The sequence below is a fragment of the Shewanella waksmanii genome (genome assembly GCF_043643685.1).
Classification (GTDB): domain Bacteria; phylum Pseudomonadota; class Gammaproteobacteria; order Enterobacterales; family Shewanellaceae; genus Shewanella; species Shewanella waksmanii_A.
Genome location: NZ_JBHZSN010000004.1, coordinates 13,642 through 26,532, shown reverse-complemented (window position 1 = coordinate 26,532; position 12,891 = coordinate 13,642). Strand labels below are relative to the sequence as shown.

General features: G+C 43.5%; 12 protein-coding genes and 1 tRNA gene. 5 read left to right on the top strand and 8 right to left on the bottom strand.

Going from position 1 to position 12,891, the window contains the following annotated elements:
• Nucleotides 1-4: 4 nt before the first annotated feature.
• Genes ACHUFW_RS07005 through serS form a run of 3 tightly spaced genes read left to right on the top strand, consistent with a single transcriptional unit; the run spans nt 5 to nt 3,009 of the window.
• Nucleotides 5-1,336 (top strand): replication-associated recombination protein A, encoded by a 1,332-nt coding sequence (locus tag ACHUFW_RS07005; protein WP_394201763.1) that lies wholly within the window; start codon nt 5-7, stop codon nt 1,334-1,336.
• The gene (gene crcB, locus ACHUFW_RS07000) at nt 1,329-1,703 is read left to right on the top strand and encodes a fluoride efflux transporter CrcB (RefSeq protein WP_394201761.1); all 375 of its coding nucleotides are present in this window, start codon (nt 1,329-1,331) and stop codon (nt 1,701-1,703) included. Before ACHUFW_RS07005 ends, crcB begins: the two co-directional genes overlap by 8 nt.
• A gap of 19 nt (nt 1,704-1,722) precedes the next feature.
• Complete coding sequence (serS, locus tag ACHUFW_RS06995) at nt 1,723-3,009, top strand: serine--tRNA ligase (protein WP_394201759.1); 1,287 nt, start codon at nt 1,723-1,725, stop codon at nt 3,007-3,009.
• A gap of 258 nt (nt 3,010-3,267) precedes the next feature.
• On the opposite strand, the gene ACHUFW_RS06990 is transcribed toward serS, so the two are convergent.
• The 6 genes from ACHUFW_RS06990 to punR all read right to left on the bottom strand — a co-directional run bounded on the left by ACHUFW_RS06990 (nt 3,268) and on the right by punR (nt 6,417).
• Nucleotides 3,268-3,606 (bottom strand): TusE/DsrC/DsvC family sulfur relay protein, encoded by a 339-nt coding sequence (locus ACHUFW_RS06990; RefSeq protein ID WP_394202250.1) that lies wholly within the window; start codon nt 3,604-3,606, stop codon nt 3,268-3,270.
• Entirely contained in the window at nt 3,600-3,887 is a 288-nt protein-coding gene (tusB, locus tag ACHUFW_RS06985) for a sulfurtransferase complex subunit TusB (protein WP_394201757.1), read from the bottom strand. Before tusB ends, ACHUFW_RS06990 begins: the two co-directional genes overlap by 7 nt.
• Nucleotides 3,884-4,237, bottom strand: coding sequence for a sulfurtransferase complex subunit TusC (gene tusC / locus ACHUFW_RS06980; protein ID WP_394201756.1), 354 nt, complete (start codon nt 4,235-4,237; stop codon nt 3,884-3,886). Before tusC ends, tusB begins: the two co-directional genes overlap by 4 nt.
• Before the next feature lie 15 nt (nt 4,238-4,252).
• Nucleotides 4,253-4,642 carry a sulfurtransferase complex subunit TusD gene (gene tusD / locus ACHUFW_RS06975; protein ID WP_394201754.1) on the bottom strand — a complete coding sequence of 130 codons (390 nt, stop codon included), beginning with the start codon at nt 4,640-4,642 and terminating at the stop codon, nt 4,253-4,255.
• A gap of 84 nt (nt 4,643-4,726) precedes the next feature.
• Complete coding sequence (locus tag ACHUFW_RS06970; RefSeq protein WP_179024708.1) at nt 4,727-5,386, bottom strand: Bax inhibitor-1/YccA family protein; 660 nt, start codon at nt 5,384-5,386, stop codon at nt 4,727-4,729.
• Between the two features lie 128 nt (nt 5,387-5,514).
• The gene (gene punR, locus ACHUFW_RS06965) at nt 5,515-6,417 is read right to left on the bottom strand and encodes a DNA-binding transcriptional activator PunR (protein ID WP_394201752.1); all 903 of its coding nucleotides are present in this window, start codon (nt 6,415-6,417) and stop codon (nt 5,515-5,517) included.
• A 119-nt stretch (nt 6,418-6,536) separates the two neighbouring features.
• Between punR and punC the strand changes: the two genes are divergently transcribed.
• Together punC and ACHUFW_RS06955 are read left to right on the top strand one after the other, a co-directional pair.
• The gene (punC, locus tag ACHUFW_RS06960) at nt 6,537-7,793 is read left to right on the top strand and encodes a purine nucleoside transporter PunC (RefSeq protein ID WP_394201751.1); all 1,257 of its coding nucleotides are present in this window, start codon (nt 6,537-6,539) and stop codon (nt 7,791-7,793) included.
• Nucleotides 7,794-7,873: 80 nt separating this feature from the next.
• Nucleotides 7,874-7,964, top strand: a tRNA-Ser gene (locus ACHUFW_RS06955).
• A gap of 412 nt (nt 7,965-8,376) precedes the next feature.
• Here the strand turns inward: ACHUFW_RS06955 and ACHUFW_RS06950 are convergent.
• Together ACHUFW_RS06950 and ACHUFW_RS06945 are read right to left on the bottom strand one after the other, a co-directional pair.
• On the bottom strand, nt 8,377-11,553 hold the full coding sequence (locus tag ACHUFW_RS06950; RefSeq protein WP_394201749.1) for an efflux RND transporter permease subunit: 3,177 nt from the start codon (nt 11,551-11,553) through the stop codon (nt 8,377-8,379).
• Nucleotides 11,554-11,558: 5 nt separating this feature from the next.
• Nucleotides 11,559-12,749, bottom strand: a complete 1,191-nt coding sequence (locus tag ACHUFW_RS06945; protein WP_394201747.1) for an efflux RND transporter periplasmic adaptor subunit — start codon at nt 12,747-12,749, stop codon at nt 11,559-11,561.
• Between the last annotated feature and the right edge of the window lie 142 nt (nt 12,750-12,891).

Sequence of the window (12,891 nt, the reverse complement as noted above, 5' to 3'; positions counted from 1 at the left end):
AACATTGTCTAGCTTAAGCTTTGATTTTGCACCTGACTTTCGACCACTGGCAGCGAGGATGCGGCCAGGAAGCTTAGAACAATACGTCGGTCAGTCTCACATATTAGGAGAAGGCAAACCATTAAGGGTAGCTTTGGAGTCTGGCCGTGCCCACTCTATGATGTTTTGGGGGCCGCCTGGCACAGGTAAAACGACCTTGGCAGAACTAGTCGCTAATTATACTAATGCGCATGTTGAACGAATTTCTGCAGTAACATCAGGAGTCAAAGAGATTAGGGCCGCCATCGAACATGCCAAAAGTGTGGCCCAATCTAGGGGGCAACGTACGTTATTATTTGTTGATGAGGTTCATCGTTTTAATAAAAGCCAACAAGATGCTTTTTTACCTTTTATTGAAGATGGCACCGTTATCTTTGTCGGCGCGACCACTGAAAACCCATCTTTTGAGATCAATAATGCATTGTTATCGCGTGCTCGAACTTACATTATTAAAAGCCTTCAAGAAGACGAAGTGATTGACATAGTTCATCAAGCGCTAAGTGATAACACGCGAGGATTAGGTAAGCGTAAGCTGCAATTAGAGCAAGATGTTGCAGTCTTGCTTGCAAAAGCGAGTAACGGCGATGCCAGACGCGCATTAAACTTACTCGAATTAATGGCTGACATGGTTGAAGACGGTCAAAGCTTAACTGCTGAGCTGGTCACTGAAGTGGCAGGGCAATCCCTTGCGAGCTTTGATAAGAGCGGCGATCAATATTACGATCTGATATCGGCCGTTCACAAGTCTATACGGGGTTCATCACCCGACGCTGCTCTATATTGGTTTTGCAGAATGTTAGAAGGTGGCTGCGATCCTCTATATATAGGTCGCCGGTTATTAGCAATCGCTTCAGAAGATATTGGCAATGCAGACCCAACAGCAATGACCGTGGCGTTAAATGCTTGGGAGTGTTTTCATCGAGTTGGTCCAGCCGAAGGGGAAAGGGCACTGGCACAGGCGGTGATTTATCTAGCAAGCGCGCCAAAAAGTAATGCTGTGTATACCGCTTTTAAGGCTGCGAGGCGGGCTGCAAAAGAAACTGGGCATTTGCCAGTTCCCCACCATTTACGAAATGCACCAACGCAATTGATGCAAGAGCAAGGCTTTGGAAAAGACTACCGTTATGCTCATGATGAATTACATCACTATGCGGCTGGCGAAAATTATTTTCCACAAGAGTTAAAAACTGCACAGTTTTATCATCCAACTGAGCACGGGTTTGAAAAAAGGATCGGTGTTAAACTCAAGCAGTTAAATGAGTTAGATCAGTTAAGCGAGCGTAAAAGATATGATTAATGTTCTTTATGTTGCTATGGGCGGCGCGATAGGCGCAGTTTTTCGTTATCTAATCTCAATTTTAGCGATTTCGCTATTTGGCTCCGGTTTTCCATTTGGTACACTTATCGTCAATGTTTTGGGGTCCTTCATGATGGGGATCATATATGCGTTAGGTCAGGTAAGTGAAGTCAGTCCAGAAATCAAAGCAATGATTGGCGTCGGCTTACTCGGGGCACTAACGACTTTTTCAACTTTTTCAAATGAAACCTTGTTGCTGATCCAATCAGCACAATGGATAAAAGCATTTTTGAATATTGCGCTGAACTTAAGCTTATGTATCTTTATGGTATATCTAGGGCAGCAACTCGTTTTTTCACGTATTTAAATAGATAAGAAACAATAACATGTTAGATCCAAAATTTTTGAGAACTGAACTCGCAACTACAGCAGAGCGCCTAGCGACCCGTGGATTTATTTTAGATGTCGATCGTCTGAGTAAATTAGAAGACAAACGTAAGTCACTACAGGTGGCTACCGAAGAGTTACAAGCTTCTCGTAATGCGATCTCGAAGTCTATCGGTCAAGCTAAGGCTAAAGGCGAAGACATTGCGCCAATCATGGCGAAAGTGGGCGATCTTGGTGCGCAATTGGATGCCAAAAAAGCAGAGCTTAGCGTGCTATTGGAAGAGCTTAACGGTATTGCGATGAGCGTACCAAACTTACCTGATGAATCAGCGCCTATTGGAGCTGACGAAAACGAAAATGTAGAAATCCGTAAATGGGGTGAACCAAAACAATTTGATTTTGAGGTTAAAGATCATGTTGATTTAGGTGAAACACTTCAGGGGCTAGATTTTAAAAATGCCGTTAAGTTAACCGGTTCTCGCTTCATTATTATGAAGGGGCAGATTGCTCGTTTACATCGTGCGTTAAGCCAGTTTATGTTAGATCTTCATACCACGGAGCACGGTTATACTGAAACTTATGTGCCATTGTTGGTCAATGAAGATAGTCTGTTAGGCACGGGACAGTTACCTAAATTTGGTGAAGATCTATTTCATACTAAGCCTGCGACAGAAGAGGGGCAGGGCCTAAGCCTTATTCCAACAGCAGAGGTACCGCTAACCAATATTGCGCGAGATACTATTATTGATGAAGCGGAATTGCCGGTTAAACTCACTGCACACACCCCTTGTTTTCGTAGTGAAGCCGGATCTTATGGTCGTGACACACGTGGTCTAATTCGCCAACATCAATTTGATAAAGTTGAGTTAGTTCAACTGGTTAAGCCTGAAGAGTCAATGGCGGCTTTAGAGGCATTAACAGGGCACGCTGAAACAGTATTGCAAAAATTGGGCTTACCATATCGCACTGTAGTCCTATGTACTGGCGATATGGGCTTTGGTGCAGCTAAGACTTTTGATATTGAAGTTTGGCTTCCAGCACAAAAAACCTACCGTGAAATCTCATCTTGTAGCAATATGCAGGATTTCCAAGCGCGCCGCATGCAAGCAAGGTACAAGGCGAAGGCAGCTAAAAAGCCTGCTTTGCTGCATACGCTAAATGGCTCAGGCTTGGCGGTAGGTCGTACCTTAGTAGCGGTATTAGAAAACTACCAAAATGCAGATGGCTCAATCACAGTACCGGAAGTATTACGCCCTTATATGGGCGGTACAGAGGTTATTGGTTAAAACCAGTTCCGTGATATATCACAAGGCAGTTAAGTGATGTATCACGGTCAATCGGGGCAGTGTTAGTCGAGTAGTTGTGAAATGAATGATGAATAAGGGAAGTCGCTATTTTCAGTGGCTTGCTTATGTAGCGGTCATTTGTGTCTTTGGCGGAATCATGTTTGCCACCTTTGGCGAAGCCTTATGGGTGGTATTACAAAATCTGACATAAGCACCTAATAAAAAACCTAGCCATAGCTAGGTTTTTTTATATCTTGATTAAATACATTTAGCCGGTTTAGGTAAGCCAGCGATTTTAGTTGCTTGCTTAGCAGGTCCAACAGGAAATAATTTATAAAGATACTTGGAGTTGCCTTTCTCTTCTCCGAATGACTGCTTCATCGCCTTAACCAGCACTCTAATTGCTGGGCTGGTATTGTATTCAAGATAAAACTCCCGAACAAAATTAACGACTTCCCAGTGGGCTTCCGTTAGAGTGATATTTTCTTTCGCAGCGATAACTTGGGCGGCTTGTTCAGTCCAAACCTGGCTATCAAGCAAGTATCCTTGTTTATCTGTGGCTAGTTGTTGCCCTGCAACTTCGATATGGTTCACCAGCTAATGACCTTCTTATGAACTAGGGTTAATGATACAAACTCATCATAGCTAATAAGCTGATGGTTTTGGTAATGTTCGCTAAGCCCGCGGGCCACAACATCATTTTCAATTAATTTGACGCTATACTGATGCAGATAGTCATGCTGTTGAAGACCTTGTGCTAATGGGTAAACAGCATCTCCACTTAATACAATGGTGTCATCTTGCTGAACATAAGCAAGGCAAACAGCTAACGCATTGTCTTGGTTTGTTGATGTTGAGATATGATGTAGTACGTTCAAAATACTAATACCTCATCTGCCTGATTAATTTGCTGTTTAATGGCTGCTTCATTAATAACATCCACAGAAAAGGGGCTTTGACCCGCATCAACGCCATAACGCTTTAAGCTTGATTGGCAGGCGTATACGTTGTCAATATCATACATAGGTAACGCTTTAAAAGTAGATAAAAAATCACGGTTGCCAGTTAATGCTGCTTGTTGTTTGGGTAAGTTATAGACACCCTCATCACAAAATAAAATAGTGACTTGCTGCTCAAACGTCGCACTCAGTAAAGCGACATCTAACCCTTCGCGACTAGCGCTGCCGCCTTGGGGGCTGTGTCTAAAAATGATTAGCAACTTCTTCATCTAAGTTAACCTACTTTAAAAACTGATTAAACGATCGGCATGCTCAATGCCAGTGACAAGCTCACCTAAACCGCCCATGGTAAATCGATTGTGAAGGTTCCAGTGAGGCAGCTGGTTATCTTGAGCTTCGGCTTGTGAAATTATCCCACGACGTAGGGCCGCTGACGCGCAATTAACTAGTTTAACATTGTGTCGTTCGCTAAGTTCCTGCCAAGCGCCTGCCAAATCAAATTCATCCGATGCAGGTAGATGTAAGGCTGAGCTGTTGTGTACGCCGTCTTGATAAAAGAATACACAAATCACTTCATGGCCCTGCTTGAGCGCTGCTTCAGTGTATTTATATGCTGTATAGCTAGTTTGTTTGCCATAAGCGGGTTGATTAACTTGAATGATGAGTTTACTCATTGTCACTTATATAGCTTTAGGTATCTGTAATGAAAAATGGCTCCGAAGGGAGCCATTTTATACTATCTGTTTTTAAAATTGGGATTAATCGTCGTTACCCATACCCATTAAGTGCAAGATAGAAACAAATAAGTTTAAGAAATCTAGAAATAGCGCGATGGTAGCACGGATATAGTTAGTTTCGCCGCCATTCACAATGCGACTGGTATCGTACAAAATAAAACCGGTCATCAAAAGTGCAATACCTGCATTAAGTGCCATAAACACTACACCGCTGCCGATGAAGATGTTGGCGATACCCGCTACGATGGCGATAACTAAACCAGCAAGTAAAAAGCCACGCATGAAAGAGAAATCTTTCTTAGTGGTGATGGCATAGGCTGATAGGGTGACAAAAACGACTGATGTAAGGCCAAACGCTTGCATAATCAACTGCGGACCATTTGCCAAGCCTGCGTAATGATTGAGTATGTAACCGAGTGATGCTCCTTGCATACCGGTGAAAGCGAAAATCCAGATTAGACCAGATGCGCCTTCTGCTTTTTTCAGTGTCACAAACAACAATACTAGGCTGCCTAGCGATAGGCCAATCGACATCATAGGCCCAATTTGCATCGCCATGGCTAATGCAGCGCAAACAGCTGAAAAGGCCAATGTCATCGAAAGTAACATATAGGTATTTTTCAGTAGCTTGTTCACTTCCATTGTTGAACTTTGGCTAGCGTGAAGCGTCTCTTGTCTCATTACTGGTCTCCATTAACCTTAAATTTACTAAGCGCTATGCATGAGTTGCACAATTCACTTTAGACAATAAATTACTGAAATCATACCTTAGCTCGTTTAGGACTTAAAGCGTTGTCGCGGTTTATTGACTAGTTAAACCAGTCTCTTTGCAGTTTCTCTGTATCGCCGAGGTATTCTAATACCCATTTCATTGCTGGAGATTGATTGGCACTATTCCATGCTAGACAGCAAGGGCTAGGCGCTTTAGGGCGATCTAGTTGCTTTTGAACTAAGGCGCCAGATTGAATGAAGGGCTCGGCAAAATGCATTGGCATATAACCAATGCCTAGGCCTTCTCTAAAGCAATTGATCGCTCGAATCCAGTCAGGAACGACTAGTCGTCGCTGATTTTCTAACAGCCAGGTCATGCGCTTGGGGATCTCTCGTGATGTGTCCTCTAAGCATATGGAAGGGTATTGCTTTAGCATTTCATCTTTTAACGGGCCTTCAATCTCTGCCAATGGGTGATTTTTGCTGACTAAAAATGCCCATTCTATCTCTCCCATATCGCGGAAATGATAATCCCCACCAACTGGGATTGCTGTTGTTGCGCCAATTGCTATGTCACTTCGACCACTGGCTATTGCTTCCCATACACCGTTGAACACCTCTATTCGAATAATCAGCTCAACATTGTCAAAGTTACGATAAAAGTTTGCAATTAGGGCACTAAGCTTGTCGGCACGTACAATATTATCTAATGCAATGGATAGCGTTGGTTGCCAACCATTGGCCACGCGCTGAGTATCTTCTCTTAGTGACGCTATATTTGTCAGCATAAGGCGGCTTTGCTTGACGAAGTGTTCTCCTGCTGGGGTTAAGCTCACACTGCGATGATGGCGTTCAAATAATATAACCCCTAGTTCTTCCTCTACTTGTTTAACAGCATAGCTTACCGCTGAGGGAACTTTATGCAGTTTGTTAGCAGCGGCTGTAAAGCTACCAACTCTGGCAACCATATCAATTAGTTGCATGGTTTGTTCAGAAAACATTGATGTCAGTCCTTTGCTGTGAGAAAAATTGAAAGCTCTAAGCAAAAATAAACGTTTCACTTTCATTTATCAAGTCTTTAGACTGCGCGTTCTGTTTTTCAAGTTAGTGTAATATTTTAATGAAAGTGTTTTCTAAAACCCAGTACTACGTGTTTTTAGGCTATTTAGCATTACTAAGCATGCTAGGATTTGTTGCGACAGATATGTACCTTCCTGCCTTCAAATCAATTGAGGTTTCGTTACAAACAAGCGCATCTCAAGTTGCCGGTTCGTTAACTGCTTTTTTGGCAGGTTTAGCGATTGGTCAACTCATCTATGGCCCTTTGGTGGCACGTGTTGGTAAACGTAATGGTTTAATTTTCGGACTTGGTCTTTTTGCGTTAGCGAGCACCGTGTTAGCGTTTGCTGAATCTATTGCAGTATTTAATGCCGCGCGTTTCTTACAAGCGATTGGTGCTTGCAGTGCCGGTGTGATTTGGCAGGCGATAGTCATTGAAAAGTATGATGCCGAAAAAGCACAAAAAGTGTTTTCTAACATCATGCCGTTGGTCGCACTTTCACCAGCATTGGCGCCGTTACTGGGCGCGTTTGTGTTAGGTTTGGCAGGTTGGCAGGCTATTTTTATTCTGTTAACAGTGTTAGCGATACTGTTAGTTGCAGCGACAAGTTTTTTTGTTGATAAGGAAACGATTGCCGACAACCATCAAGTTAGTCAAGGTCGAAGTTATTGGCAGCTCCTTAAATCACCACGTTATGTTGGTAACGTCGCTATTTTTGGTGCGTGTTCAGGCGCATTTTTCTCTTATTTAACTGTCTGGCCGATCGCGATGGAGCATTATGGCTATAGTGCTAATGAAATTGGCCTTAGCTTTATACCACAAACAATCATGTTCATCGTTGGTGGTTACAGCGGTAAAGTACTGATACGCAAGTTCGGTGCAGAGGTCGCGTTAAAACTTTTGCTTGGTCTGTTTTTCTTTTGCGTGGCAGCGATTGCAGCGGTGACTTTACTCATTGACACCAATAGTTTGATTCCACTACTGGCGATATTTGCGGTACTGGCAGCAGCGAACGGTGCAATCTATCCCATCGTTGTTAATAATGCACTGCAAACCTTTAAAGAAGATGCGACGAAAGCGGCAGGGTTACAGAACTTCTTGCAAATCAGTATCGCCTTTGGTGCATCAAGCATAGTTGCAATGTTCGCTGAACATACAACGGTAGCAATTGGCATTGGTATTGTTGTGTGTGCTTTTGGGGTGTTACTTGGTTATCAAGTGAGTCTACTAAAAAGTTGGAAGGCAATCTCACAGCACATCACCAAGCCAGATCCAGCTAGGATTGCACTATCTGAACAGGTGAATAAACAAGATTGATGGTAACTTAACCGCTTGGAATAAAGTGTTGAATTAAAGCTTTACAAACGGCCTTTAGGCTTATATTATTCGCCGCGTTCGGAGAGATGGCAGAGTGGTCGAATGCACCGGTCTTGAAAACCGGCACGGGTTTATAGCCCGTCTAGGGTTCAAATCCCTATCTCTCCGCCATATTTAGGAAAAAGGCTACTCGAAAGAGTAGCCTTTTTTCGTTCTATTTAAATGAACCCAGGGTTCCTATCGTTTAGGTCCGCTATCACTCTACCTATTTTCGTTCTTCAATATCAAACGCAAACTTATCAACAATTGAGCCGCTATTTTTATAAGACATCATATAGGTTTTTAGTAAAAACATTTTCATCGGCTATTGACGAAAATGGGTTTTAGACAGTTATTGTTATGGAGTAGGGCGCTCGCGCCTGTTTCCTTTTTTTGGGTTACTTAGCCTCAGTTGTATTTGTTTGCTGTCGATGACAGCCAAGTAGCAATTGCTATATGACTAATAAAAAAGCCCACTTAGAAAGTGGGCTTTTTAATAACTCGCTTAAAGCGTGTTTAGTTTGTTAAATTTTATCTTTGCGCGCTATTTCACGTCTACCGCTTGGCTGCTGGTAGGGCGATATAGGTCTATTAAACGGGTAAACTGACGCTTGATATCCTCTATCGCTAAATATAAGCATGGGATAAGCATGAGTGTCACCACAGTGGCAAACAGTACACCAAAGGCTAAAGATACCGCCATTGGGATAACCATTTTTGCCTGCATACTGGTTTCTGTCATGATTGGCACCAGTCCGATAAAGGTGGTTAACGAGGTCAGCAAAATGGCTCTAAAACGACGACATCCCGCATCTAAAACGGCTCGCTTCATTTCAACACCGGCCGCCCTTGCTTTGTTGATGTGGTCAACCATGACTAATGAGTCATTCACCACAACACCTGCAGCAGCGATGATGCCAAACAAAGAAAGTGCACTTAAATCAATTCCCAGTATTTTATGGCCCATGACTGAACCAATCACACCAAATGGTATTACCGCCATTATCATCAGTGGTTGAGAATAAGACCTTAGAGGCACAGCAAGAAGGCTATAAATCACCATGAGTGAAATAACAAAGTCGCGCAATTGCGTGCTGGCGCTTTCCATTTGCTCTTGGATATTGCCTGCGACCTCACTTTTAACCGAAGGATAGCGTTTGAGTAGGTCTGGGATAAAGTTGTCTCTAATGTCTTGTGCCAATTTGAAAGGCTCTGCTTGGTCTGCATCGACCGAGCCCCATACATTAATGGTGCGGTTACCATTTTCACGACGAATACCACTTACCCCTTGGGTAACATGAATTTCAGCGACTTCTGATAGCGGAACTTCTGCGCCTAGTGGTGTTTGGATCATCACTTCATGAACTTGCGCGATAGAGTTACGTTGCTCCTCTGGGTAACGTAGCATTACTTTAATCTCTTCACCGTTACGGATAATGCGCTGTGCTTCTAACCCATAAAAGCTGTGACTAACTTGTGATGCAATGTTGGCTAATGTCAGCCCCAGACCATGAGCGAGGGGTTTAAGTTCAAATTGAACTTCTTTAGCGCTCGATTGGCGACTATCGTTTACATCTCCAACACCTTGTAGGGTATTAAGCTTGTCTTTAAGCTCTTTTGCTGCAGCAACTAGCTGTGCATCATTTTTACCTTCTAATCTAAAGCTAATGTCACCATCATCTCGACCACCACCAAAGAGATTGTCTTGAATGGTAAATGACTTCATACCAGGAATAAGCGGCATTTCTCTGCGCCACAATTCCGCTAGCTCAAAGGTATTAATCGGGCGTAGTTCTGGATCCACTAACTTGGTCATGACTTCAGCATTGGTACGACCGCGCAGATCCACCTGAATATCTGAAATCATCTTCTGACCGTATTGCGCCTCAAGGTCACTATCGACCTTTTTAAGCGCCTTTTCTATCGCTAACGCGCCGGATAGCGTGGCTCGTTCTGACGCATCGACGTTCATCTCTAGATTGACGCGAGGGAAGTCGTGGGGGATTTTAGGTTGGCCAATATAGCGAATGATGCCACCACTATACATTCCCGCACAAAGTAAGATGAGACTGAAAAATACCATGATCACGGTATAACGGTACTTTACTCCCGCAGCGAGGCTAGGACGGTAGATGTTTTGGATCACATGTTGCAGCCCGTTATCTACCTTACTTTGCAAAAAGTTAACTCCTAGGCGTAACCAGTCGATAGGGTTTTTAGAGCCAGGTTGAACTTGCGTTTTTTGCTTCATTCTTGCTAAGTGGGCAGGCAAGATGAGCTTAGACTCAACGAGGGAAAACAGCAGGCATAGGATCACTACAAAACCAATTGCTTTACCAAATGCAGAGGAAGGACCGTCGTCGAGAGTGAGTGGCAGGAATGCGGCGATTGTCGTCAGTACGCCGAATGTTGCCGGCATGGCGACTCTTTGAACACCACGAATCACGTTGTCGATATTTTGGCCGTGTTTTTCGCATTCACTGTGGGCGCTTTCTCCCATCACGATTGCATCATCAACCACAATACCTAACACCAAAATAAACGCGAATAGGCTTATTACATTAATGGTCACATCAATCATCGACATTGGCATGAATAGTAAGGTACCGAGGAAACATACCGGTAAACCCATCATGACCCAAAAAGCTAAACGCACCCGCAAAAACAACGCCAACATTAAAAAGACTAATACCGCACCGCTTTTCATGCTATCGAGCATTAAGTTAAGGCGGCCTTCTAGGTAGTAGGTCATATCGACCCATGTCTCAAGTTTAAGGCCTTCAGGTAACTCTGCTTGCTTCTCCTCCACATAGCGCTTAACGACTTCAGCAACGTCGGTCATACTTTGATCTTTTGACGCGCCAACAAAGAAGGTTACAGAGTTTTTGCCATTAAACTTGGAATACTGAATGCCTTCTTCAAACCCATCAATCACTTTGGCCACATCGCCTAAAAGCAGGTTAGTACCATCTTGCAATGTGATTAAAGGCAGGTTTTCAAACTCGTAGCCAACATAGGCTTGGTTTTGCACACGTAAATTAATGTATCCGTTTTCGGCGCGAATTTGCCCAGCAGACATATTTCGAGAGTAGCCCCGGACTGCATTGGCGACATCGTTAAAATTTAAGCCATATTCACGTAGTTTGTCTTTGCTGACCTCAATACCGATTTCGTAGCCTAAGCCTCCATAAAAGTCGGTAATATTGACCAACGGCAACTGCATCAATTCATCGTGTATCGTTTCACCAAGCTGTTTTAGCTGCTTATGACTGAGATCGCCATAAAGGCTGATATAAAATACTTCTTGGCGGATTTTAATGCGTTCGACTCTAGGGCGCTCCATACCATCAGGAAAGCTTGATATCGAATCAATTTCTGATTTAATTTCATCGAGTACAACTTGGGGGTCATAGGAGTCTTCGATACGAAAGTAGCCGCGGGCAGCGTTGCGGTCTGAATAGGTGATCACCCGCTTTAAGCCTTGTACACTTTCTAACGCTTCTTCAACTTTAATGGTTATGCCTTCTTCTACCTCTTGAGGCGCAGCGCCAGGGTAAAATGCACTGAATTCAACCCAGTTGATGTCTACTTGGGGGAAAAACTGTTTACGTATGGTATTGGCCGTGAGCAACCCACCGATGATAATAATGATCATCAACAAGTTTGCAGCAACACTATTGCGGGCAAACCAAGCGATAATCCCTTTGTTAGTATCAGTCACTGCCATTACTCCTTATCTTCCATTGCGAGTTGAGTGTCAGTGTCTTTGTCAATGTCTTGTGGATTTGATTCATCGCCCATCAGCGCGACAGCCATACCTTCAACCGGATAGTCTAATGCAGAGGTAATCACTTTCATGCCTGACTCAAGCCCATCAGCGATGATGACCTCTGAGCCGACTTGACGTAGCACATCGACGGTTTGGTATTTAAGTTTATTATCACTGCTGATCACGGCAACTTGATTTGCAACCACTAAGTGCCTTGGAATACGGGTAACCGATCCTGCTTGTGAGCCTTGAATTTCAGCAGTGACATAGGTACCGAAACGAAGCTGTTTTTTCTCACTAACTAGGCCATAGGGGTCTTTAACATCAGCAACCAAATAAGTCATACGGCTGTTATCGTCGATTACCCCTTCGCTGCGAACGATAGTGGCTTGCCATTGGTGTTTTTCACCTGCGTAATCACCAGTAATTGTCACGTTTGCATTTTGGCCGCGATTAGTGAGGTAACGTATCTCCTTGTCACCTATTGGTAAACGAATTTCGGCATCATCGGTTGAATACACTTTACCTAGCATGCTCCCTTTTGCGACATAGGAGCCCAAACCAATTTGCCGTGACTCAATTAGGGCATCGTAAGGTGCTCTGATTAATGTTCTTTCTAAATCACGTTTTGCTCTTTTCAATCCCGCTTCTGCAGAGTTAAGCTTAGCTAACTCTTGCGCGAGCTGTGGTTTACGAAGACTCAATTCGGTCGGGATTCCGTTTTCAATACGTTTCCACTCTTCTTCGGCCACTTTACCAAACGCGCGTTCTTGTACGAGTGTGGCTTTTGCCGAAGCAACCGCAGCTTCAGCATCGAGTAAATTCGCTTCATAATCGCTTGGATCGATTTTAGCCAGTACCGTCCCTTTCTTAACAAAGCCACCACGGACAAACTGCTCTGACAAGTACAATATTTCACCATTGACCTGGGAAACGAGTTCAGTTTCATACTTGGCTTTAACTAAACCGTAGGAGCTAACTGAATAGTTCATTGGTGCTTTAACGACTTCTGTGTAAGCCACGATAGGGGTGTTATCTACTTCCTCTTTTTCTGCTGGCGGTTTTTTCATTGAAGAGATAGCAACAAAACCGCCTATACCAACGGCAAGTACGATAATAGGTAAGATCATCTGTTTACGAGTAGCCACAAATCGGTCCTCTTATTGAAGCTAATAGCTGGTTTCCCAGCTGATAAATCGGCGAAAGTATAATTAGTTTGCCATGTTATAGAGTTGTGGCATTTGTTAAAGCTAGATTATGTAAAGATGTATGTCAGCTCTGTAATACAGG

Coding starts and splice junctions, on each gene's coding strand:
- crcB (WP_394201761.1), top strand. CDS start 1,329: ATGATTAATGTTCTTTATGTTGCTATGGGCGGCGCGATAGGCGCAGTT.
- serS (WP_394201759.1), top strand. CDS start 1,723: ATGTTAGATCCAAAATTTTTGAGAACTGAACTCGCAACTACAGCAGAG.
- tusC (WP_394201756.1), bottom strand. CDS start 4,237: ATGAAGAAGTTGCTAATCATTTTTAGACACAGCCCCCAAGGCGGCAGC.
- tusD (WP_394201754.1), bottom strand. CDS start 4,642: ATGAGTAAACTCATCATTCAAGTTAATCAACCCGCTTATGGCAAACAA.
- ACHUFW_RS06970 (WP_179024708.1), bottom strand. CDS start 5,386: ATGAGACAAGAGACGCTTCACGCTAGCCAAAGTTCAACAATGGAAGTG.
- punR (WP_394201752.1), bottom strand. CDS start 6,417: ATGTTTTCTGAACAAACCATGCAACTAATTGATATGGTTGCCAGAGTT.
- punC (WP_394201751.1), top strand. CDS start 6,537: ATGAAAGTGTTTTCTAAAACCCAGTACTACGTGTTTTTAGGCTATTTA.